The sequence below is a fragment of the Sphingobacterium sp. UT-1RO-CII-1 genome (assembly GCF_026711005.1).
Classification (GTDB): domain Bacteria; phylum Bacteroidota; class Bacteroidia; order Sphingobacteriales; family Sphingobacteriaceae; genus Sphingobacterium.
Genome location: NZ_JAPPVJ010000001.1, coordinates 322,879 through 346,537, shown reverse-complemented (window position 1 = coordinate 346,537; position 23,659 = coordinate 322,879). Strand labels below are relative to the sequence as shown.

Here is a 23,659-nt window from a genome sequence, read left to right as displayed (position 1 = left end):
TAATTAATTAGATATGAACGAATCTTTTAGCCTAAACTCATTGCTGAGAGATAATATCCGGAATTTAGTGCCTTATTCGTCTGCAAGAGATGAGTTTAAGGGCGAGGCTTCCGTATTATTAGATGCAAATGAAAATGCATTTGGATCTCCGCACAGTGAAAATTATAACCGTTATCCTGATCCTTTACAACATCGGGTAAAGCAAAAACTTGCACATATCAAGGGCGTGCCTGCAGCGAACATATTTTTAGGAAATGGGAGTGATGAGGCGATTGATTTGTTGTATCGTGCTTTCTGTCGTCCGGGGCTAGATAACGTGATTGTTGTGCCGCCTACTTACGGTATGTATGAGGTGTCGGCTAATATTAATGACGTGACGTTGCGCAAAGTTAATCTGACACCAGAGTATCAGCTGGATTTAGATGGTATAGCAAATGCTATTGATAAATATACAAAAATGATTTTTGTATGCTCTCCGAATAATCCTACAGGCAACAGTATCAACCGCCAAGATATAGAAACTCTATTGGTAAACTTTAAAGGCCTTGTGGTTGTTGATGAAGCTTATATTAATTATGCCAAGCAACCTTCTTTTACAAAAGAACTTGCCGAATTTCCTAACCTAGTGGTTTTGCAGACCCTGTCAAAAGCTTGGGGTTTAGCTGCTCTAAGGATGGGAATGGCTTTCGCAAGTCAAGATATTATTGCTGTTTTTAATAAAATAAAACCACCCTATAATATTAACCAAGCCACACAAAATATTGTGTTGGAAGCATTGGAAAATGTGGAGCAGGTGAATGAGTGGATTAAATTGATCGTCGCAGAACGGGAGAAGTTATCACAGGCTTTAATGCAAATAGAGCAGGTGTATCATGTGACACCTTCGGATGCGAATTTTATTTTGGTTAAACTCGAAGAGCCTCGATTATTATATAATTTTTTAGTGAGTAAAGGGATTATTGTCCGTGACCGCTCGAAGGTGGAACTCTGTGAAGGCTGTTTACGCCTTACAGTGGGAACACCAGAAGAAAATATAACCCTTCTCGAAACTATTTATTCATATTATAACGCTTAAAAATAAATGCCTAAAGCTATAAAGAAACTGTTGTTTATAGATCGTGACGGAACATTGATATTGGAGCCGGAAGACGAACAGATTGACTCGTTTGAAAAGTTGAAATTTTATCCAGGAGCATTACAGTATTTGCCAAGGATTGCTAAAGAGTTGGATTTTGAACTGGTTTTAGTGTCTAATCAAGATGGGTTAGGTACGGATTCGCATCCGGAAGAAAATTTTTGGCCGGTTCATAATTTGATGTTGGATGTTTTTGCAGGAGAGGGTGTGCATTTTGTAAAGCAACACATTGACCCTACTTTTCCGCATGAAAATGCAGAAACCCGCAAGCCGGGGACAGGTATGCTAACAGAATATTTTGACGCTAGTGTATATGATCTTGCTAATTCCTTTGTAATAGGGGATCGTCCGAATGACGTTAAACTGGCAGAAAATTTGGGTGCAAAAGCGATATGGCTCCGTAGTAATGATGAATTGGGAAAGACAGAAAGCATAGCTATTAATGATGATGTTGTTGCGCTTGAGACTACTGATTGGAAGGCGGTATATGAATTTTTGAAACTAGGCAGCCGAACAGGTGAGTATAAGCGTAAAACAAATGAAACCGATATTTATATCAAGCTTAACTTAGATGGATCGGGTAAGGCAGATATTAGTACAGGATTACCGTTTTTTGACCATATGCTGGATCAGATTGCGAGACACGGCGCCTTGGATTTAACGGTGCATACGAAGGGCGATTTACATATCGACGAACACCACACTATTGAGGATACAGGTATTGCGCTAGGTGAGATATTTGCAAAAGTGTTAGGGGATAAAAGAGGGATAGAACGTTATGCTTTTACTTTGCCTATGGACGACTGTCTGGCGCAGGTAGCTTTGGATTTTGGTGGACGCAATTGGATTGTGTGGGATGCCGAGTTTAAAAGAGAAAAGATAGGTGATATGCCAACAGAAATGTTTTATCACTTTTTTAAATCGTTTTCAGACGGTTCTCGCTCTAATCTGAATATCAAGGCTGAAGGTGAAAATGAACATCATAAGATTGAAGCAATTTTTAAAGCTTTCGCCAAATCGATTAAAAAAGCAGTAAGGCGCGATGCCGATAATATGCAATTGCCGAGCACAAAAGGTTTGTTATAGTGGTGCGGTAAATTCGCAAAGAGACGCAAAAACTCTTTCTTATAAAGAATATACTTAGGGTATGATAGGAATAATAAATTATGGAGCGGGGAATATTTTTTCTTTAACAGCTGCATTAAAACGTGTGGGTGTAGCATATGGCTTAGTGAATGAGCTTTCAGACTTTGAGCTTTACGACCGTTTTATTATTCCGGGGGTAGGGCATGCAGGAACTGCTATTCAACGATTGCACAATTCGGGTTTTGTAGATAAGATAAAACAAACGAAGAAGCCTGTGCTAGGGATTTGTGTAGGCATGCAGTTGCTTAGTATATATTCGGAAGAAGGAGATGTGGATTTATTGGGGCTGATGCCTTTAAAAACGTTACACTTTGAAAAACGGATAAAAGAAAAAGTGCCTCATATGGGGTGGAATACAGTGTGTATAAAAAATAGCCATCCAATTTTTAAAGATGTCCCAGATAAGAGTTATTTTTATTTTGTGCATTCTTACTTTTTAGAACAGAGCGACTTGTATACCGTAGCGAGTTGCCAGTATGGTTTAGAGTTTTCAGCCGCAATAGGGAAGGATAATTTTGTCGCGGTACAGTTTCACCCAGAAAAATCTGGTGTGTTGGGTGAGTCGCTATTACATAATTTTGCCCATTGGCAATACGGTGAAGAGTTGGTGTAGAACTGCTTTTTTAGTAGTTAGACACAGTTAGTTTAATGATTATTAAGTTTTTTTATTATGTATATAATTCCAGCAATAGATGTTTTAGATAAGAAGGTTGTCCGTTTGAGAGAAGGCAACTACGATGATGTGACGACTTACGATATAAGTTTGGAGGAGCAGATCGAAAAATATCATGCTAATGGTACGGAAATCGTTCATATTATTGATCTAAATGGTGCAAAAGGTGACTTTGTAAACCAAGAGTATCTTTTTGAAATCATCCGTAAGACAGAAATGAAGGTTCAGTATGGTGGCGGGGTGCGTAGTATTGATAAAGTAAAAGAATTGGTTGATGCAGGAGTTGAACGTGTAATTGTAGGTACGCAGGCGATTACTAACCCTGACTTTTTGGAGGAGCTTAGCTCGTTAAATGAGGGGCGAGTTAAATATGCCGATCATATTGTGATAGCGATTGATGTGCTGGATGAAGTGATTAAGTATTCAGGGTGGTTGGAAAGCTCCCCGATTAAATTGATTGAATATATTGACAAATGTTTGGCTTTAGGTTTTTTCCGCTTCTTATGTACAGATATCAGTAAAGATGGTAAGTTGGGAGGAGCAGGCGTAGAGTTATACAAAAAATTGTTAGATCATTCGCCAATCATTAAACTGATAGGCTCGGGCGGAATAAGCTCTATGGCAGATATTGAAGAGCTTCATAAGTTGGGAAGAATGGAATCTTGCGTAGTGGGGAAAGCTATCTATGAAAATAGAATAAGTATAGAAGAGATAAAAGACTGGAATTTAAAATCCCTGATTAAATTCTAAGATGCTGGCAAAACGTATTATTCCTTGCCTAGATGTAAAAGATGGCAGAACGGTAAAAGGTGTGAATTTTGTAGATTTACGCGATGCAGGAGATCCAGTTGAGCTTGCTTGGCAATATTCAAGACAGGGGGCTGATGAATTGGTTTTTTTGGATATTGCAGCAACACAGGAAAACAGGAAAACAACACTAGATCTAGTGAAAGCTGTAGCCCAGCAAATTAATATTCCTTTTACAATAGGAGGTGGTATTAATGCGGTAAAAGATGCCGAATTGTTGCTGAATGCGGGCGCTGATAAAGTATCTATCAATTCGGCTGCGGTGCGCAACCCGGAGTTGATAGATGAGCTAGCGAAAGCGTTTGGAAAACAATTTGTTGTAGTCGCAGTGGACACAAGAGCTAGCGATGGACAGAATTTCGTGTATTTAAGCGGTGGTAATATTAAAACAACGATAGAAACAGAAAATTGGGTGTTAGAAGCGCAAGAGCGCGGAGCGGGAGAAATATTGTTGACGTCGATGGATTACGATGGTACGAAAGCAGGGTTTGACAATGTGCTTTTGAAGAAGATTAACGATAGTTTACAGATCCCATTGATTGCATCAGGCGGAGCAGGAAAACAGCAGGATTTTGTTGATGTGTTTCAACAAGCTAATGTTGATGCCGCACTGGCAGCTTCAGTTTTTCATTATGGAGAAATACTGATCCCAGAACTTAAAGAAACGTTGCAACGTGAAGGAATTGCGATTCGTTCATAAAGTAGCTAAACATATCATAATAGAAAAATTAGCACATGTTAGATTTTAAAAAAGGCGACGGTTTGATCCCGGCTGTTATACAGGATGAACAGACATTAGAAGTGCTTATGCTTGGCTACATGAATGAAGAAGCATGGCAAAAAACTGTAGAGGAAGGTAGGGTTACTTTTTATTCGCGAACGAAAGGAAGGTTATGGACAAAGGGGGAAGAAAGTGGTAATTTTCTTGCCGTTTGCTCAACACACATAGATTGTGACAAGGATACTGTATTGATTAGAGTAAAACCAGCAGGCCCCACCTGCCATACAGGGAATAGAAGTTGCTTTAATACAGACTTTAATCAGAATTTTTTGCTACAGCTTGAACGTATTGTACAGCAACGCTATGACGAACGTAGCGAAGCTTCTTATGTGAATAAGTTGCGTGAAAGAGGGCTTAATAAGATTGCGCAAAAAGTAGGAGAAGAGGCTGTAGAAACTGTGATTGCAGCACTGGCGGAAACAGAAAGAGAGTTTATTGACGAATCTTCTGATTTACTTTTTCACCTCATTGTACTTTTGCGTGAGAAAGGTTTGAACCTGCAAACTATTGCAAAAAATTTAGAAAGTAGACATCAGTAAGTTTAAGAAAGCATGTTTTTTATGCTGTATTAATTAATGTATGTTTGTGATTAGCGTAGTATAATCATGTATACAGTAGATATTTCACTTCATCAAACATTAAAAGGACACCAAAACCCTATATATATAGTAGAGGAGGGCTTAGAGCCGCATACTGTATTTACAGCAGGCAATGATAAGGGGGTGGTGGAATGGGATCTGTTGAATGGGCAGTTTAAACGGATTTTGTGTGCTGTGCCTGCATCTGTATATGCATTGCATTTATTGAGAGAAACAGGGCTTTTAATGATCGGTATGCGGAACGGAGAGCTGTGGGCTGTGGATGTTGATAAACAAGAGCTTGTTAAGAAAGTTAAAACGGATATAGGGGCAATTTTTGCGATTAAATCAGTTATAGCAAAAAATGAATTGATTACAATCGGTGAGGAAGGGGTCGCTTACGTGTGGTCTCTTGATAAATTTGAGCTACTGTACCGTTTTAAGGTGTCAGATACCGTGGTAAGAGTAATCGAACCAAATGTAAAAATGAATCAAGTGGCATTTGGTGATAAGAACGGTTATATTCATTTGTACGACTTGAGCGATTATAAAGAAATTGCGAAAAAAAAGGTGCATACTTTACCGGTAACAGCCCTGATGGCTACAGATACTTATTTGTATTCGGGAGGCCGAGATGCTAAGCTTTTTCAGCTTGCACATAAAGATCTGCAAGAGCTGAATGAAATAACACCACATATGTTTACGGTGTATGGTATTATACCACACCCTATTGCTCCTGTTTTTGTGACAGTAAGTCGTGATAAGTCGATTAAAATATGGGACCGTCGTAGCTTGTCCCTACTTAAAAATGTCAGTATTGAGCGTGGGTACGACAGTCATTATCTGTCTATAAATTCAGCAGTTTGGGTAGCTGATAAACTTGTTACTGCAGGTGATGATAAATTGGTTAAAGTGTGGAATGTGAGTATCCGCACATAAACCTAGGAGGCTAAAAAGTTTGTTTCTAATAGCAGCATACAAATTTTCTGAAGATATTTAGCATCCGTTTCATCGAAATGATTTAAATGTTCGCTATCTACGTCAAGTATGCCAATGCAGGAGCCTTCCTGTAGGAGCGGGACGACAATTTCTGACTTGGATAGTGAACTGCACGCAATGTGCCCAGGGAATAGTTCTACATCGGGGACAATTATTGTTTTTTGCTGTTGCCAACTTGTGCCACATACGCCTTTGCCATACCCAATGCGGGTGCATGCAACCGGACCTTGAAATGGCCCCAGGACAAGCTCTTTATTTTCTACTAAATAGAAACCTACCCACCAAAAGTTGAATTGCTCTTTAAGTGCTGCCGCAATATTTGCCATGTTGGCGATTTTGTTGGTTTCGCCCGATATTAAAGCTTTGATCTGTTCGTATAGAAGCTGATATTGCTCTTCTTTGCTACCTTGAGCTATGATTAAATCTTCTGCCATGTCAACTTAATTTTGACCGTGAAGTTAGCGGTCATCTTTCACATATCAAAATTTGTGTAAGTATACTTTTTATCATCTTTCTGGAAGGGTGCTTTGATAAGTTTTTCTTATAATCTGGTTGTTTTGTGTTTGAAAAGTGTTGTCTATTAACTAAATTTATTGTGATAAACAACGTAAACCTACTGTGCTTCACGTAAAACAGGTTATAACTTTATAGAATAACGATTAGCTACAAGCGAGCTATGAAGCTGTTATGTAGCTAGCGATATTTATAATAGCTATGCATGGATTGCTATTTGAAATAGAGGGATATGTTATAAATGCTAAAAATATGATAAACAAACTTTATGTGGGGTTGTGGATAGTGCTATTGTGTACTTCGTCATGTCAAGCACCTCGTGAAGGTGAAAAGAAAATGCAGGTTGAGGAGTCGAGGAAACAATACGTGCAGTTGGATAGTGCACGTTTTGGAACCGAAATAGATGGGCAGGCTGTAAAACTTTATACGTTGACGAATAAACAGGGATCCGTAGCATACCTTACTAATTTCGGGGCTAGGTTGGTGGGGCTTGTTGTGCCCGACAAGCATAATACTTTAACAGATGTAGTGCTGGGTTTTGATAATGCATCGGCATATAATAATTCTGAAGAGCCGTTTTTTGGGACTATTGTCGGACCATTTGGAAACAGGATTGCAAATGGACGCTTTACTTTGGAAGATAAGGAGTATCGTACGGTCGTTAATAATGGACCAAATACTTTACATGGAGGATTTAAGGGAGTGCATTTTGCGATATGGGATGTTCATCAGGATGAACAGGGGGTGTTGTTCAGCTATCTGCTGCCCCATTTGCAAGAGGGGTTCCCTGGAAATATTGAAATGAAGGTAAGGTATACGCTGGATGAGGATAATACATTGACGATAAGTTATGAAGCTACTACAGACAAAAAAACAGTAATAAACTTGACTAACCATGCCTATTTCAATTTAAATGGAGAGGGAAAGGGAACAATTTTAGATCATGAGCTGCAATTGTATGCAGAAGGTTTCACCCCAGTTGACAGCACTTTGATCCCTACCGGTGAAATAATGCCGGTGAAAAATACAGCGTTTGATTTTACGAAGATGAAAACGATAGGACGTGATATTGCTGCTGATGATGAACAGTTGCGTTATGGTAGGGGCTATGATCATAATTTCGTTTTGAAGGAGGCTAAGGATGGAGGGCTGAGGCATGCTGCTACTTTAAAAGGCGATGTGTCGGGAATTATTATGGATCTGTATACGGAAGAGCCAGGGCTACAATTTTATAGCGGTAATTTTATGGCTGATAAGGTTACATTGAAGGGTGGTGAAACCGATTCTTTTAGAACAGGGCTATGTCTTGAACCACAGCATTTCCCAGATTCTCCAAATCAAAAGAGTTTTCCTTCCGTGATATTAAATCCCGGAGATAAATATACAACAAAGTCAGTGTATAGATTTTCAGTAGATAACAATAAGTAAAACTTATAAATGTAAAATGATGAAAAAAGGACTAACCTTATTATCGATTGGTTTGTTGCTGTGGGGGCACGTTGGGGCCCAGGAGTGGAGACCAGTTGGTGATAAACTTTTAACCGAATGGGGGGAAAAAGTTGATGTTAAGAATGTGCATGCAGAGTATCCCCGGCCGCAACTGGAAAGATCGGGTAACTGGCAGAATTTGAACGGGCTGTGGAAATATACTATCACTGCACAGGAGCAGACTGCAATACCGGCTAACTGGGAAGGGGAGATATTAGTACCTTTTGCTATAGAGTCGGCTTTGTCTGGTGTGGGGAAAAGATTGACGGAGAAGCAAGCTTTATGGTATAACCGAGAGTTGACTGTTGATAAGAAGTTAAGAAAAGGAAAGGTTTTGCTACATTTTGGAGCAGTAGACTGGCAATGTGATGTATATGTCAATGAACAATTGATAGGTAGGCATGAGGGTGGTTTTAATGCGTTTTCGTTCGATATTACGAAGGCCCTTAAAAAAGGAGACAAGCAGGATATTGCCGTTCGGGTGTGGGACCCAACGAGTGAAGGGCCGCAGCCACGTGGCAAACAGATAAATAATCCGCATGGAATTTGGTATACGCCTGTTTCAGGTATATGGCAGACAGTTTGGTTGGAAGGGGTGGCTGATACGTATATAGTGAGTACAAAGCAAACGCCGGATGTGGATAATAAAAGGTTGAGCTTTCAAGCCGAGGTTGCGGGGGCTAAATCTGGAGATATGTTAGTGGTGGAAGCTTACGATGGGGATACTAAAATTGCCGAAGCGAACGGAATTGTGGGAACACAGATGGCGTTACAGGTGTCAGATGCTCTGCTGTGGTCGCCAGATTCACCTAAATTATATGATCTAAGGGTGAAACTACAACGTGGAGGTAAAACGATCGATGAGGTAAAGAGTTACTTCGCTATGAGAAAGATAGCTGTTAAAGCTGATGAGCATGGCGTAAAGAGAATGATGCTGAATGATAAATTTGTTTTTCATTATGGCCCCTTAGATCAAGGGTGGTGGCCGGATGGATTGCATACGGCACCGTCAGATGACGCTTTGAAGTATGACGTGGAGAAAACGAAAGAGATGGGGTTTAATATGATACGTAAGCATATTAAGGTGGAACCAGCCCGTTGGTATAGGCACTGTGATAGCATTGGAGTATTGGTTTGGCAGGATATGCCAAGCGGAGACTTAGGTGGAAATGTTTGGGATATGATGCCAGGTAAGATATCTGGAGGGAAACATGATAAGGATAGAAGTGAGGAATCTGAGCGTATTTTTCGTCAAGAATGGAATACAATTATGGAACAGTTGCATAACTTTCCAAGTATTGTTGTGTGGGTGCCGTTTAATGAAGCTTGGGGGCAATTTAAAACCAAAGAAATTACGGAATGGACTATTGCTAAAGACCCATCAAGATTAGTGAATAGCGCAAGTGGAGGAAACTTTGCTTATGTAGGGGATATTTTAGATATTCATAATTATCCTGATGCTGCTATGCCTGATCCTGATATTTTTGGAAAGGATTATGTCTTAGCTCTTGGCGAATACGGAGGTTTAGGTCTGCCGATTGAGGGGCATACTTGGCAACAGAAAGATAATTGGGGCTATCAATCTTTTAAGAATAAGGAAGAGTTGCGTAAAAGATATAGTGAACTGATTGATAATCTTCAAAGGCTTATACCCAAAGGATTGTCTGCTGCTGTATATACACAGACAACGGATGTAGAAATAGAGACAAACGGATTAATGACTTACGACCGAAAAGTAATGAAGATACCCGAAAGCACTCTTTCCGACTTGCATAGTAAGCTTTATAATACAGTGGTTAAGTAGAGTAGCCTTTGGCTATAAAGTGAATTTGCTTAGGAGAGTTAAAGCTGTCGGGACAAATAGATATTGGACCGACAGCTTTTTTATGAATGTATTAATTTTTTAGATTGCTTTAGTTTTTTCCTGTAACCAAGCAGACTCCTCACTTGTAAGATGTGGAGCCAATTGCCAATGTACCCAGCCATTATAACTGTTGAGCCAGTTGATATGCTTTTGATCCAAAAGACTTCTGTCTACTAAATCAGTGGCAATATAACAGATTGTTAAGGTGTCGAAATTCATAAAACTACCAAATTGGTTGGACTCCAGAGCTTGAGCCAATACAAGGTTTTCGATACGTATGCCATATTGACCCTCGCGGTATAAACCAGGTTCTATAGAGCTTATCATGCCTTCCTGTACGGGCACATCTACATTTGAGGGATTGAACGTATGCGGACCTTCGTGAACATTTAAGAAAAAGCCAACACCATGACCAGTGCCGTGACCGTAGTTGCGTAATGTTTCCCAAATAGGACGTCTCGTTATGGCATCAATTTGGTAACCACGTGTTCCAACAGGATATATAGCCAACGAGCCTTCAATCATTCCTTTTAAGACAATGGTGTAATCCTGCCGTTCCTGATCTGTTATTTTACCTAAAGAAACAACGCGCGTAATGTCTGTTGTTCCATCGCGATACTGTCCGCCAGAGTCTACTAATAATAGGCCTTCAGGTTTTAATGTGGCGTTACTTTCTTCAGTAGCTTTATAGTGAGGCAGAGCACCGTGTTCTAAATAACCTGCAATTGTATCAAAAGAGATATCTACAAAACCTTCGTTGGCAGACCGAAATTCATAGAGCTTTTCAGCAATACTAATTTCGCTTAGGTTTCCATATGAAACGTTTTCTTCTATCCATTTAAAAAAACGCGTCATAGCAACACCATCTTTGACCATTACATTTCGTGTATGATTGATCTCGGTTTCGTTCTTAACCGCTTTGAGATTTGTGGATGGATTAGTCGCTTCGACGATTTTTGTTGATGCAGGTATAGCATCATACATAGCGAAACATGTTCTTTTAGGGTCTAGTAAAATACTGGAGCTTTTAAGGTCTTCTATAGTAGATAATGCATCAGAATAAGGTTTGATACGGACTCCAGAGTCTAATAAAGAGGCTTTGTCTTTTTCGTTTAGTTTTGACTGATCAATGAAAAGGGTGTTTTCCTGTTGGTTTATCAGTAAAAAGCCGAGAACTACAGGATTGCACTTTACGTCGCTACCTCGGATGTTGAGTAGCCACGCTAAATCGTCTAAAGAGGAGACTAAATGTGCCTCTGCTCTATTTTCTGCTAAATGTTTTCTAACTGATTTTAGTTTTTCAACAGTTGATTGCCCTGTAGTATCTTCATTTAAAAGGTAAGCCTTCGCCTGGGGAAGTGCTGGACGATCTGGCCATATCTCATGAAGGAGATCTTGGTGGCCATCGACTTTTATACCTAATGGTACTAAGTTGTCCTGGATTGCCTTGGCAACAGCAATGGATGCTAAATTACCGTCAAAAGCTACTTTATCGCCCGGTTGTAGTTTGCCGGCTAGCCATTGTGCATATTCGGGGGCTCCTTGCACTTTTAATTTTACTAAATCAAATCCGCTGCCCGCTAATTGCTCTTCTCCTTGTACGAAGTAGCGAGAATCTGCCCATAAGCCTGCAAAGTCTTGTGTGATGGCTAAAGTACCTGCTGAACCCGTAAAGCCGGAAAGCCAGGATATACATTTGAATCGTTCAGGAAGGTATTCGCTAATATGCGGGTCAGATGATGGAATGATATAAGCATCAATACCCTTAGATTTCATTTCTGATCGTAAAGCACTTAATCGATCTGCATGTTTTGTCATAAGATTTGTATTAGAATGATGCAAGTTAAAAAATTATAGAATGACTTCCCTATTATTTAATGTTAAGTGGGAGTTTAGATTATTTTAAAGTGCATAGTTTTGGGAACGTATAAAAGTGAATTTATGTAAGTTTGTAAATTAAGTAACTGTTATGATGTTTAAGAGCTTTTATAAATTCTATTTAATTTGTTTGATTTTTAGTGTTCAGGTGGTTTATGGGCAGAGTGTGAAAGAATCAGTGCCTACCGCTTTTCAACAGTTTGTATCGAGCGGTAAATTGCCAAACGGAATTGCTTCACTGACTGTATTGGATGGGAAGACAGGACAGGTCCTTTTTGAAAAAAATAGTACTATCGGTTTGTCTACAGCTTCGACCTTGAAGGTTATTACGAGTATTACGGCTTTGGATATATTGGGAGCTAACTATACGTATAAAACAACATTAAGTTATACTGGAGATATTGATAGTTTAGGCGTGTTGAACGGTGATATAATATTAACAGGAACAGGAGACCCGACCTTAGGTTCTGATCGTTATACCAGCACAAAGGAAGAAGTGCTGTTAAATAAATGGGTGTATAAGATTAAGAATGCAGGTATTAAACAGGTTAATGGACGTATCATTGCAGATGATTTGCACTGGGGAGGAAATACGGCTCCTGCTGGTTGGGCGTGGGAAGATCTAGGAAATTATTATGGAGCAGGTGTGTCGGGCTTAAATTGGCGAGAGAATAAAATGGGAGTTGTCTTTAGGCATTGGAGTATAGGGCAACCGGCTACGATTGAAAAGTTAGTGCCAAACGTAGCCAATGCACATATCGTGAATGAAGTAACAACAGCATCTCAGGGAGCTGGTGACAATGTTTATGCTTTTTCTGCCCCATATACGGAGCTTATTTATCTACGAGGAAGTTTGGGTAGAGATTTGAAAAAAACGATTGAAATAGCTGTTCCTGATCCTGCCTTAGATGCAGCACACCAATTGCATCAAGCGCTGATAAGTAATGAAGTGTGGGTAGATAGTTTGCCTACAACAGGAAAAAGGTTAATGAACACGGGAGAGAAAATTGTGCATGCCCGTCAAGATTTAGATGTGCATAATTCGCCACCTTTGCACGAGATTGTTTACTGGTTCAACCAAAAAAGTGTGAATTTATATGGCGAGGCTCTACTTAAAACTATTGGCTTATTAAGCCATAACAAATCAGATACGAGAGAGTCAGGAGAGTTGGTTGCAAAGTATTGGGAGCAAAAATTGAAAATACCCACTAGTGAACTGCGTATTTTGGATGGGTCGGGATTGACAGCACAAAATAGAATAACTACATTGGCTATGTCACGTATTATGCATTATGCTCAAAGTAGACCCTGGTTTGAGATATTTCATAAAAGTTTACCTACTATAAACGGTATGTCAATGAAAAGCGGTACAATAGGAGGAGTGTTGGGTTATACTGGATATCATACGACAAGTAAGGGTGAGGCAGTGACTTTTACGCTATTAGTTAATAATTATGTCGGCACAGCGTCAAACATGCGGCAAGAGATGTTTAAGTTGTTGAATACGATGAAATAACGGTTTGAAATTCGTATGTTTCCCGTCGAAATTATAAATTTGTGAATATTTTTCAAGAAAATTAATAAACTACTAAATGAGCATTAATAGAAAAAAGGATGCACTGGACTACCATGCAATGGGAAGACCGGGGAAAATTGAAGTTGTTCCTACAAAACCCCATAATTCACAGCGAGATTTGTCATTAGCTTATTCGCCAGGCGTTGCAGAGCCTTGCTTGGCAATAGCGGAAAATGCTGAAGATGCTTTTAAATATACGTCTAAAGGAAATCTTGTGGCTGTAATCAGTAATGGTACTGCAGTATTGGGATTGGGAGATATTGGAGCACAGGCTAGTAAGCCTGTAATGGAGGGGAAAGGATTGCTGTTTAAAATTTTTGCAGATATCGATGTTTTTGATATTGAGTTGGATACCAAAAACGTAGACGAGTTTGTTAATATAGTAAAGGCTTTGGAGCCGACTTTCGGAGGAGTAAATCTAGAGGATATTAAGGCTCCGGAATGTTTTGAGATCGAACGTCGATTGAAGGAAGAAATGAATATTCCTGTGATGCATGATGACCAGCATGGTACGGCTATTATTTCGGGAGCGGCTTTGATTAATGCTTGTGAACTTACCGGTAAAGATATCGGCGAGTTAAAGGTGGTCGTTAATGGGGCAGGAGCAGCTGCAATTTCTTGTACTTCTATGTATATGTCGGTAGGGGTCAGGAAAGAAAATATTGTGATGTTGGATAGTAAAGGGGTTATCAGAAAGGATCGTGATAATTTAGATCGTACGAAAGCGGAGTTTGCTACAGATCTTGATTTGCACACGCTACAGGATGCAGTAAAGGGTGCGGATGTGTTTATTGGTCTGTCTGCAGCGAATGTGTTGACGCCGGATATGTTATTGTCTATGAATGAAAAGCCTATTGTTTTAGCAATGGCTAACCCTAATCCGGAGATTGATTATGACCTGGCCATAGCTACTCGAGATGATGTTATTATGGGAACAGGACGTTCAGATTTCCCTAATCAGGTGAATAATGTTTTGGGATTCCCTTATATATTTAGAGGCGCGCTTGATGTAAGAGCTACGCGTATTAATGAGGAAATGAAAATAGCGGCAGTGAAAGCTATTGCTGCGTTAGCGAAACAACCTGTTCCGGAAGAGGTTAATCAGGCTTATGATACCAATAATCTGAAGTTTGGTGCTGAGTATATTATTCCTAAGCCTACAGACCCTCGTTTAATTACTGAAGTGTCCGTTGCGGTTGCAAAGGCAGCAATAGAGTCGGGTGTGGCACGTAAGGAAATTGGAGATTGGGAAGTGTATAAAGACGAACTGAGAAAACGATTAGGTAAGGATGATCGTATTGTAAGGAACTTAACAACTAAAGCTAAGAAAAATCCGAAACGTGTAGTTTTTGCAGAGGCAGATAGTTATAAAACGCTACGTGCAGCACAAATAGTTAAGGAGGAAAAAATTGCCTTCCCGATTTTATTAGGTAATAGAAAGAAGATAGAGGAGTTGATCGCAGAGTATGAGTTTGATCTTAAAGATGTAGAGATTATAGACCCGTTTGAAGAAGTTGATACGCCAAGGTTTAATAACTTTGTACAGCATCTTTATGCAAAAAGACAGAGAAGGGGAATTTCGGAGAATGACGCCCGAAAATTGATGACAAACAGAAATTATTTTGCGGCCAGTATGGTTCAATTTGGTGAAGCTGATACTTTGATTTCGGGTTTAACAAAAAACTATGGAAGCACGATAAAACCAGCTCTACAGGTGATAGGTGCTAAAAAAGGTAGTCGTGTTGCTGGTATGTATATGATGTTGACGTCAAATGGACCTGTGTTTTTTGGAGATACTACGGTGAATGAAAACCCAACAGCTAGCGAATTGGCAGAAATTACTGTGCTTTTAGATACTGCGGTTAGACGGTTTAATATAAAACCGCGTATTGCTTTATTGTCGTATTCTAATTTTGGCTCTAGTGATGGTGAAGTGGCTACAAAAGTGAGAGAAGCTGTCGGTATTTTACACGAGAAGTCGCCGGATATAGTTGTAGATGGTGAAATACAAGCGAATTTTGCATTAAATAGTGAGCTGTTAAAAGCGAATTTTCCATTTAGTAGATTAAATGGACAGCCTGCTAATACTTTGGTTTTTCCGAACTTAGAGTCAGGTAATATAGCTTATAAAATGTTGCAGGAGATTGGGGATGCAGAGGCGATCGGCCCGATTCTTTTAGGTATGAATAAGCCAGTACATGTTTTACAGCTGGATAGTTCGGTGCGTGAAATCGTAAACATGGTTACTATCGCTGTAGTTGATGTGCAAGAACACGAAAAGGTTGTTTAATTTTTAAATATAGCTGTTTCAGAAGTTGACTTATAGTATAAGTCAACTTCTGAAACAGCTTTTAAGTTGATTGAGGTGTACGAGTATTTTAATGGTAAATTGGTGTTTAAAGCACCAACACATGTTATTTTAGAAGTTGGAGGAATAGGGTATCATATTCATATATCACTTACAACTTTCGCCCAAATAAAAGATAAAGAGGAATGTAAGCTTTATGTGTCTTTTCAGGTACGGGAAGATTCGCAGACTCTTTATGGATTTGCGACCGAAACAGAGCGTCAGATGTTTAATCATTTGATATCTGTACCAGGTATAGGGCCAAGCACCGGAAGAATGATGCTTTCTTCAATCACACCTGAAGAAATACAGTCTGCCATCATTAACGGAGAGTTGAAAATAATACAACAAATTAAAGGTATAGGGCCGAAGTCTGCACAGCGTTTGGTACTGGAGTTGCAGGATAAATTGCGTAAGCAGGGGCCGGATGCGTTGATCCCTTTGGCGCTTGCTAAAAAGTCTGTTCCTGAGGAAGCTTTGTCTGCTTTACTAATGTTGGGCTTCTCAAAAGCGCAGGCAGATAAGGTGTTAAATACTTTGATAGCTGAGAATTTGGACAGGACAGTTGAGCAACTTATAAAAGATGCCTTAAAGAGGTTGTAGGTTTAAATCTACAAGAGTTAAGTTTTGCTCATATTTAGGACGTTATAGGGTGTAACACAGAAATAAATAGATTGTTTTCTAAAAAAAAAGGGTGATATTTGTGATCTAATCTTTGATTGATCAAAATATATTGGAATTTACTCCTTGAAGAAAATAGTTCATATAGTATTTTTGTGCATAATGCTCTGGCTTGTTGGTTCTGTCACTGTTGCACAACAGGTAACTCCAGCAAATGAGCTTAAGGCTGACTCTTTAAAGCTGCCCTATCGGTTTAAGGACTTTCCGTTTTTAAACTTGCCTAAAAGTTATAACCCTGTGACACTGGGAAATCCTAGTAGTGTACAGCGGGAAGTCGTGTATGACACCGAGAGTAAGCAATATATAATAAGAGAAAATTTAGGTACTAAAATGTACCGTCCGCCATTATACTTGTCGCTCGATGAGTATAAAGATTACGAATTTAAAAGGTTACAAAAGAACTACTGGGAAGAACTGGCCGAAAAGTCTTTGATGGCAGAAAGGCAAAGACGTTTAATACCGGTGATAGAAGTGACGAGCCCGACCTTTCAGAAAATTTTTGGAGGTAATACTATTGAGTTTACACCACGAGGAAGTGCAGAAGTTCTGTTGAGAGGGCAGCGAAACACAAATGAGAACCCCATGTTTAATGATATACAAAGAAAGCAATGGGGTATTGACTTTGATCAGAATATTAATTTAAACCTGACAGGGAAAATAGGGGAGCGTGTGAATGTTAACGCTAACTTTAATTCGAGAGCACAGTTTGATTTTGAAAATCAATTGCGGTTTGATTATGTTGCCAAGGATGATGCTATTTTAAGGCGGTTAGAGATCGGTAATGTGAATATGTCGCTTAATAGTTCGCTGATACAAGGGTCCGAGTCTTTATTTGGAGTAAAAGCACAATTGCAGTTTGGGAAACTGATGTTTACAGGATTGGTATCTCAACAGCGGTCTAGACAAAAAGAGTTTACAATAACGAATGGATCTAAAGATAGTGAAATAGCATTGAACCTAGATGATTATGAGGCTAATCAGCACTATTTTTTAGGGCAGTATTTTCGAGATAATTATAATAAGTCTTTAGCTCTAGCTCCGTTGATTACAACGAGTGTAAATATTACTCAAATTGAAGTATGGGTAAGCAATAGGTCGAATAATTATGAAGAGGCTCGCGATATACTTGCCTTAATGGATTTAGGAGAGTATAATCCGCATAATGGGATGTTGGCTAAAGGTTCTGCTATTAATCCATCGACAGGAGTGCCAGGAGATGCTTCGCCTAGGGTTTCGAATAACTTATTAACCCTATTAGGGGAGAATGGGAGAGGGTCAAACAGCTCGTTTGTGCAGAGTTTTTTTAGTGGAACTGGTGGTACAGATAATTATGAAAAGCTGACTTATGCGCGGAAGCTTGTTGCTGGTAAAGATTACTTCTTGAATGATAAATTGGGGTATATTTCTTTGTTGTATCCTTTAAATCAAGACCAGGTGCTTTCTGTAGCTTATCGCTATCTATTGAATGGTGTAGAATATCAAGTAGGAGAATTTAGTACAGATATCCCAGTGACTCCATCCAACCCAATGATGCTGTATACGAAGTTGCTTAAAGCATCGACATTAAAAACGAATTTACCGACTTGGGATTTAATGATGAAAAATATATATTCATTGAATTCTTATAATGTTTCTAATAATAACTTTTACTTACAGGTTTATCGTACAGAAGATGAGACAGGAACAGATAGACCATCAATGTACGAAGGCCAAAACACACAGGGGAAAACTTGGTTGCAGTTGTTAGGTTTAGATCGACTGGATCAGGCGCAAGCTAGTAATCCGGACGGAATGTTTGATTATTTGGAAGGTATTACAATTGACTCAAAGCGTGGCAAAGTTATATTTCCAGTCGTGGAACCTTTTGGAAAGGATTTAGCCAATAAGTTTGACCCATCAGAAAATACATTGGTCGATAAATATACCTTTCCGGAGTTATATACCCATACGAAAGTTGATGCCCAGCAAAAGTTTCCCAATAAAAATCGTTATCAGATCCGAGGTCGATACAGTTCAACATCGGGTACCGAGTTTCAGTTAGAAGGGTTTCATATACGCCCGGGGTCGGTTAGAGTGATGGTGGGGGGCATGCGCTTAGAAGAAGGAAAAGACTTTTATATCAATTATGAGCTTGGGACACTACGTGTGATTAATGAGGCGATGGTGATGGGTGGAACGCCTATTACGGTCAGTATGGAGGATGACGCAATGTTTGGCCTTCAACAGAAGACCCTTATGGGAGGGCGGTTTGATTATGCTGCCAGTGATAAACTTCATGTCGGTGCTACCATTATGAACTTGACGGAAAAACCCTTGACCGAGAAGGTAAATATAGGTCAGGAACCGATGTCAAACACGATGGTGGGCTTCGATTTAAGCTATAATACTCCTTCACGATGGCTGACACGCATGGTGGATAAGCTTCCCTTTTTAAGCACAAAAGAAGAATCACAGATATCTTTTTATGGTGAGTTTGCTAAGTTAATGCCTGGGCATCCAAAAGGTTTGAATACGGCAAACAGTAAAAGAGGAACAACTTATATAGATGATTTTGAAAATAGTGTTTCTTATATCGATATTCTAGGAAGAAACTCGTGGCAGATTTCGGGGACACCTCGAATGTTTCCGGAGTCGGATTATACAGACGACTTAAGATATGGTTTCAATAGGTCTTTGTTAGCTTTCTATAATATTGACCCTGTTTTTTATAATAGAAGTTCATTGACGCCAAAATCAATAACTAAGCAAGAGCTTTCCGACCATAGGGTAAGAGAGGTGCAAGAAAAAGAGATTTTTCCTTATAAGGATAGTAAGACAGGAGGCGCAATATTCGTAAATACGTTAAACTTATCTTTTTATCCAACACATCGTGGAGCATATAATTACAACCCGGCAGGGGTAAATAGCGATGGTTTTTTTACGAACCCGAAGTCTAAATGGGGAGGGATTTTCCGAAAGATAGATCAAACTGATTTTGAATCAGAGAATATCGAGTTTATTGAAATGTGGATGATGGATCCTACGTTGACCAACCCGAACAAAGACGGAGGAGATATCTATTTTAACTTAGGCAATATTTCAGAAGATATATTGAAAGATGGACGTAAGTCTTTGGAAAATGGTATTCCTTTAAATGGTGACCTTTCGCAGGTTGACCAAACAAAGTGGGGAAAAGTAGTGAAAAATCAGCCGGTGGTGCAGGCTTTTGATAGTAATAATGCGAATAGAGTAAAGCAGGATGTTGGACTGGATGGTTTGAGTAATGCGGAGGAAGCTTCTTTTTTCGGGAATTTCCTTTCTCAACTCCAGGGTGTTTTGTCGCCAACTGCATTTAATAAGCTGAGAAATGACCCTTCGTCGGATGATTATATATACTTTAGAGCGAGTCAGTTTGATAGCGAAGAAGTTGGTATTTTAGATAGGTATAAGCGCTATAATGGATTAGAAGGGAATTCGAAAACTAATGAACAGTCGATGGCTGATTTTGGTGTAGAAACATCGGCTAATACACTCCTTCCTGATGGAGAAGATGTGAATAGAGATAATACGATGAATGAGATTGACGAGTATTATCAATATAAATTATCTACACGTCCGCAGGATATGGTTGTTGGTAAAAATCATATAGTAGATGAGGTGATATCAGACGTGACCTTGGCTAATGGAAATGTAGAGCCTGTTAAATGGTATAAGATAAGGATCCCAATTGCGGATTATGAAAGTAAGTACGGAAATGTAAATGATTTTAAGTCCATTAGGTTTGTACGAATGTTCATGACGAACTATGCCGACACTACTGTTATTCGTTTTGGTAAATTACAATTTGTAAGAGGGGAATGGCGGAAATATAACAGTGAGAATTCGGCTAATAAGGTTATTAGTGACCCATCGATGGGTTTAGTGGCTTCGGACAATTCGGAAGTGAATGTGGCTAATGTAAATATTGAAGAAAATGGTACAAGAAGTCCTATTCCTTATGTTGTACCGCCAGGAATTAATAGACAGGTAGATTGGGCTAACAATAATTATAACGTTCAGTTAAATGAACAGTCATTAAGTTTGGAGGTTAAAAATCTGAAGGATGGTTATGGGCGTGGAGCATATCGTACAGCTAGTCATGATTTTCGTCCGTATGGCAATCTGGAAATGTTTATACATGCGGAAGGAGAATATCTGCAAGACGGTGATTTTAGTGCCTTTATTCGTGTAGGGACAGATGATAAGTACAATTATTACGAATATGAAATTCCACTAAAAATTACGCCTTATGGAACGGTTTCTGAGGATTTAATCTGGCCGGTAGAGAACCGTTTATTAATAAAAATCAAAAAGCTACAAGAGGCAAAGGTAAAACGTGATGAAGCCTTGCTTAATGGATCATCATGGCCTTTAGATATACCTTTTGAATATTATGACGGTGTGTCGAAGATTACCATAGTAGGTACACCTGACATCGGTAAGGTACGATACTATATGGTAGGTGTTAAAAACCCGCTTAAAGGCAGTAATGGGAGTAACACTATGGATGACGGGCGCGAGCTTTCGGGCGAATTTTGGTTTAATGAATTGCGTTTGACAGATTTTGACGATCGCGGTGGTTGGGCTGCTACCGCACGTGTAGATGTGAAGTTGGCTGATTTTGCGAATGTTTCTTTTGCGGGGACAAAAAGCACTATTGGCTTCGGTGCTATTTCGCAAACACTAAATGAGCGTAGTCGTTCAGAAGACTTTTTTATGGATTTAACAACCAATGCAGAGTTTGGTAAATTTTTCCATCCTAAGCATGGTATTAGTATCCCGTTTTATTTTAATTATTCGAGACAAACTGGCCGACCTGAGTATGATCCATACAACCCGGATATAGAATTGAATACTGCATTATCTACTTTATCTAGAAATAGACGGGATTCGCTTTTAAGAATGGTGCAGGATTTGACAACACGTAAGGCATTCAGCTTTATGAATGTTCGTAAGATAAGGACAAATAATGATAAGCCTATACGTGTGTGGGATATAGAAAACTGGAGTGCTTCTTATGCGTATAGTTCTTATTATCATTACGATTATAATGTTGCAAATTCTGTTCAAAAAACATATAGGGGGTCTTTAGATTATAATTATAGTAATTCGAATGTGAAGTTTTATGAGCCGTTTAAGGGAATGAAAGCGAAGGGTAGAGGATGGGATATTATACGGGACTTTAACTTTAACCTAATGCCTTCTTTGCTGAATTTTAGAATAGATGTTAATCGTATATATAATGAGAATACGATGCGCGATAATACAACGGATAACTTATTGCCTACATATTATAACAAGAACTTTAATATGAACCGTATATACGGAATAAGTTGGGACTTGACCAAATCCTTACGTTTAGATTTTAACGCGACAAATTATTCTATTATAGATGAGCCAGCTGGTAGATTAGATGGAATAAAGCAAGATACAGTGTGGTCTAACTTCTGGAAGATGGGAAGAACGACAGATTATAATCATATGATGAATCTGACCTATACTTTCCCTATTCATAAAATTCCTTACTTAGAATGGGTTAATGTGGTGGGGCGATATGGAACACAATTCAATTGGCATAGCGAACCATTATTAGCGATGCAGAATGTAGATCTTAGTATAGGTAATAGTATTCAAAATAACCGTACAATTCAGGTTAATCCTAATTTGAATTTGACAAGTTTGTATGGTAAGTTTCGGTTTTTTAGAGATAACACCCGCAGAGATGCGAAGGGGGCTAAAGCGATACTAGCACAATTTCTTTCACAAGTGAAGACTATTAATGGAGCGTATACAAAGAATGAAGGACAGTTTCTGCCGGGATATTTGCCTAAAACAAATATGTTAGGCTATGACTTTGATATGAATGCACCTGGGTGGGGCTTTTTATTCGGTAGTCAGTCAAGTATTTTAGATAAGGCAATATCGAATGATTGGTTATCAAAGGATAGTCTGCAGACACAGATGTATACGAAAACATATGCAGAGAATATTTCTGTAATGGCCAATTTAGAGCCATTTAAAGGGTTGCGTGTCGATTTGATATTTAACCGGGTAGACAATTATAATTATGCGGCTTCGACACAGTTCAATGCAGTAACAGGGGAGATGGAAAGTGTGACGCCTTATAGGACAGGTAATTATAGTATTACACAAATTGCTATTAGCTCGGCATTTAAGAACCATCAGGAGTTGTTTAAACGGTTTGAAGAAAATCGCGTGATTATTTCTGGGCGTTTGGCAGAAAATAACCTGAATTCTGTAGGCTTTGATAATGAAATGTATGCTGATGGTTATGGGAAAGCGCAGCAAGATGTTGTGGTTAACTCGTTTTTGCAGACATATTTAGGTAAAGATGTTGACAACGCGCAATTAAATATGAAACCTAAGTTTCCTTTACCGAATTGGAGAGTGTCCTATAATCAGTTAGCTAATGTGCTGGGGATTACTGATTTTATCTCTTCAATAGGTTTGACGCACGCTTATAGTTCGTTGTATGCTATTAATGGTTATAATTCGGTATTACGCTACAGGGCTGATGATGGAATGCCGTCGGAGAGAGATATTAATAATAACTTCTTATCAGAATTTCAATATGACCAAGTGTCTATTATTGATCAATTTATTCCACTGATCGGGGTTGATTTACGTTTTGCTAATGCAATGTCCGGTACGTCAGAATATAGACGAACACGAAATATGAACTTTAGTTTAGCAAATGGACAAATGTCTATGATGAGTGAGAATTCGTTTGTATTGGGTGTTGGTTATCGGAAAATGGGGGTTAGAATGCCTTTTGGTTGGTTTAGTGATAGGAAGTGGAATAATGATATTAATTTCAAACTAGATGTAGCTATTAATGACCGTAAGACAATTGTGTATCGTTCAGATCTAGATATGGCAGAGGTTTCGGCAGGAAATAAAAGTATAAGTTTTAACCCTACTTTTGACTATGTGATTAATCAACAATATAATATACAGGTGTTTTACCATTCTAATGTTGTTAAACCATATACTTCACAGAACTACGCTACTTCATACACTAATTTTGGTGTGAATTTTAGAATATTTTTTCAATAATCAATCCACTCTCGGGTTTTATAAGAAAGGCGGTTCTTTCGTGGTCGGACGATGAACTGCTTTTCTTATATTTAATTTAAGTTGTAAAATATTAGTTA

General features: G+C 38.9%; 15 protein-coding genes. 13 read left to right on the top strand and 2 right to left on the bottom strand.

Translation table 11 applies throughout. The features are described 5' to 3' along the window. Positions 1 to 13: 13 nt before the first annotated feature. The 7 genes from hisC to ORI89_RS01350 all read left to right on the top strand — a co-directional run bounded on the left by hisC (position 14) and on the right by ORI89_RS01350 (position 6,059). Complete coding sequence (gene hisC, locus ORI89_RS01380; protein ID WP_268228629.1) at positions 14 to 1,075, top strand: histidinol-phosphate transaminase; 1,062 nt, start codon at positions 14 to 16, stop codon at positions 1,073 to 1,075. Positions 1,076 to 1,081: 6 nt separating this feature from the next. After that, positions 1,082 to 2,221 carry a bifunctional histidinol-phosphatase/imidazoleglycerol-phosphate dehydratase HisB gene (hisB, locus tag ORI89_RS01375; RefSeq protein WP_268228628.1) on the top strand — a complete coding sequence of 380 codons (1,140 nt, stop codon included), beginning with the start codon at positions 1,082 to 1,084 and terminating at the stop codon, positions 2,219 to 2,221. A 61-nt stretch (positions 2,222 to 2,282) separates the two neighbouring features. Then, positions 2,283 to 2,894, top strand: a complete 612-nt coding sequence (gene hisH / locus ORI89_RS01370) for an imidazole glycerol phosphate synthase subunit HisH (protein WP_268228627.1) — start codon at positions 2,283 to 2,285, stop codon at positions 2,892 to 2,894. A gap of 57 nt (positions 2,895 to 2,951) precedes the next feature. Then, positions 2,952 to 3,704, top strand: a complete 753-nt coding sequence (locus ORI89_RS01365; RefSeq protein ID WP_268228626.1) for a 1-(5-phosphoribosyl)-5-[(5-phosphoribosylamino)methylideneamino]imidazole-4-carboxamide isomerase — start codon at positions 2,952 to 2,954, stop codon at positions 3,702 to 3,704. Position 3,705: 1 nt separating this feature from the next. Further along, positions 3,706 to 4,461: an imidazole glycerol phosphate synthase subunit HisF gene (hisF, locus tag ORI89_RS01360; RefSeq protein ID WP_268228625.1), complete on the top strand. Its 756-nt coding sequence runs from the start codon at positions 3,706 to 3,708 to the stop codon at positions 4,459 to 4,461. Positions 4,462 to 4,496: 35 nt separating this feature from the next. Then, positions 4,497 to 5,081, top strand: coding sequence for a bifunctional phosphoribosyl-AMP cyclohydrolase/phosphoribosyl-ATP diphosphatase HisIE (gene hisIE / locus ORI89_RS01355; RefSeq protein ID WP_268228624.1), 585 nt, complete (start codon positions 4,497 to 4,499; stop codon positions 5,079 to 5,081). Between the two features lie 66 nt (positions 5,082 to 5,147). After that, positions 5,148 to 6,059, top strand: coding sequence for a WD40 repeat domain-containing protein (locus tag ORI89_RS01350; protein ID WP_268228623.1), 912 nt, complete (start codon positions 5,148 to 5,150; stop codon positions 6,057 to 6,059). Positions 6,060 to 6,061: 2 nt separating this feature from the next. Here ORI89_RS01350 and ORI89_RS01345 read toward each other — a convergent pair whose 3' ends face one another. Further along, positions 6,062 to 6,553 carry a GAF domain-containing protein gene (locus tag ORI89_RS01345; protein ID WP_268228622.1) on the bottom strand — a complete coding sequence of 164 codons (492 nt, stop codon included), beginning with the start codon at positions 6,551 to 6,553 and terminating at the stop codon, positions 6,062 to 6,064. A 331-nt stretch (positions 6,554 to 6,884) separates the two neighbouring features. Here ORI89_RS01345 and ORI89_RS01340 point away from each other — a divergent pair, with 331 nt between their 5' ends. Both ORI89_RS01340 and ORI89_RS01335 read left to right on the top strand, forming a co-directional pair. Then, positions 6,885 to 8,060, top strand: a complete 1,176-nt coding sequence (locus tag ORI89_RS01340) for an aldose epimerase family protein (RefSeq protein ID WP_268228621.1) — start codon at positions 6,885 to 6,887, stop codon at positions 8,058 to 8,060. A 16-nt stretch (positions 8,061 to 8,076) separates the two neighbouring features. Continuing rightward, positions 8,077 to 9,924 carry a glycoside hydrolase family 2 protein gene (locus tag ORI89_RS01335; RefSeq protein ID WP_268228620.1) on the top strand — a complete coding sequence of 616 codons (1,848 nt, stop codon included), beginning with the start codon at positions 8,077 to 8,079 and terminating at the stop codon, positions 9,922 to 9,924. 99 nt (positions 9,925 to 10,023) lie between these two features. On the opposite strand, the gene ORI89_RS01330 is transcribed toward ORI89_RS01335, so the two are convergent. Continuing rightward, the gene (locus tag ORI89_RS01330; RefSeq protein ID WP_268228619.1) at positions 10,024 to 11,802 is read right to left on the bottom strand and encodes an aminopeptidase P family protein; all 1,779 of its coding nucleotides are present in this window, start codon (positions 11,800 to 11,802) and stop codon (positions 10,024 to 10,026) included. 190 nt (positions 11,803 to 11,992) lie between these two features. Between ORI89_RS01330 and dacB the strand changes: the two genes are divergently transcribed. From dacB to sov, 4 genes are all read left to right on the top strand, one after another. Next, a complete protein-coding gene (gene dacB / locus ORI89_RS01325; protein ID WP_268228618.1) occupies positions 11,993 to 13,378 on the top strand; it encodes a D-alanyl-D-alanine carboxypeptidase/D-alanyl-D-alanine endopeptidase in 1,386 nt (461 codons plus the stop codon). Between the two features lie 76 nt (positions 13,379 to 13,454). Continuing rightward, positions 13,455 to 15,728 (top strand): NADP-dependent malic enzyme, encoded by a 2,274-nt coding sequence (locus ORI89_RS01320; RefSeq protein WP_268228617.1) that lies wholly within the window; start codon positions 13,455 to 13,457, stop codon positions 15,726 to 15,728. A 75-nt stretch (positions 15,729 to 15,803) separates the two neighbouring features. Next, on the top strand, positions 15,804 to 16,388 hold the full coding sequence (gene ruvA / locus ORI89_RS01315) for a Holliday junction branch migration protein RuvA (RefSeq protein ID WP_268228616.1): 585 nt from the start codon (positions 15,804 to 15,806) through the stop codon (positions 16,386 to 16,388). Positions 16,389 to 16,568: 180 nt separating this feature from the next. Beyond that, positions 16,569 to 23,561 carry a T9SS outer membrane translocon Sov/SprA gene (gene sov / locus ORI89_RS01310; RefSeq protein WP_268228615.1) on the top strand — a complete coding sequence of 2,331 codons (6,993 nt, stop codon included), beginning with the start codon at positions 16,569 to 16,571 and terminating at the stop codon, positions 23,559 to 23,561. The last annotated feature ends 98 nt before the right edge of the window (positions 23,562 to 23,659 follow it).

Coding starts and splice junctions, on each gene's coding strand:
- hisB (WP_268228628.1), top strand. CDS start 1,082: ATGCCTAAAGCTATAAAGAAACTGTTGTTTATAGATCGTGACGGAACA.
- ORI89_RS01335 (WP_268228620.1), top strand. CDS start 8,077: ATGATGAAAAAAGGACTAACCTTATTATCGATTGGTTTGTTGCTGTGG.
- ORI89_RS01345 (WP_268228622.1), bottom strand. CDS start 6,553: ATGGCAGAAGATTTAATCATAGCTCAAGGTAGCAAAGAAGAGCAATAT.
- hisC (WP_268228629.1), top strand. CDS start 14: ATGAACGAATCTTTTAGCCTAAACTCATTGCTGAGAGATAATATCCGG.
- ORI89_RS01320 (WP_268228617.1), top strand. CDS start 13,455: ATGAGCATTAATAGAAAAAAGGATGCACTGGACTACCATGCAATGGGA.
- ORI89_RS01365 (WP_268228626.1), top strand. CDS start 2,952: ATGTATATAATTCCAGCAATAGATGTTTTAGATAAGAAGGTTGTCCGT.
- sov (WP_268228615.1), top strand. CDS start 16,569: ATGCTCTGGCTTGTTGGTTCTGTCACTGTTGCACAACAGGTAACTCCA.
- ORI89_RS01350 (WP_268228623.1), top strand. CDS start 5,148: ATGTATACAGTAGATATTTCACTTCATCAAACATTAAAAGGACACCAA.
- hisF (WP_268228625.1), top strand. CDS start 3,706: ATGCTGGCAAAACGTATTATTCCTTGCCTAGATGTAAAAGATGGCAGA.
- hisH (WP_268228627.1), top strand. CDS start 2,283: ATGATAGGAATAATAAATTATGGAGCGGGGAATATTTTTTCTTTAACA.
- hisIE (WP_268228624.1), top strand. CDS start 4,497: ATGTTAGATTTTAAAAAAGGCGACGGTTTGATCCCGGCTGTTATACAG.
- ORI89_RS01340 (WP_268228621.1), top strand. CDS start 6,885: ATGATAAACAAACTTTATGTGGGGTTGTGGATAGTGCTATTGTGTACT.
- ORI89_RS01330 (WP_268228619.1), bottom strand. CDS start 11,802: ATGACAAAACATGCAGATCGATTAAGTGCTTTACGATCAGAAATGAAA.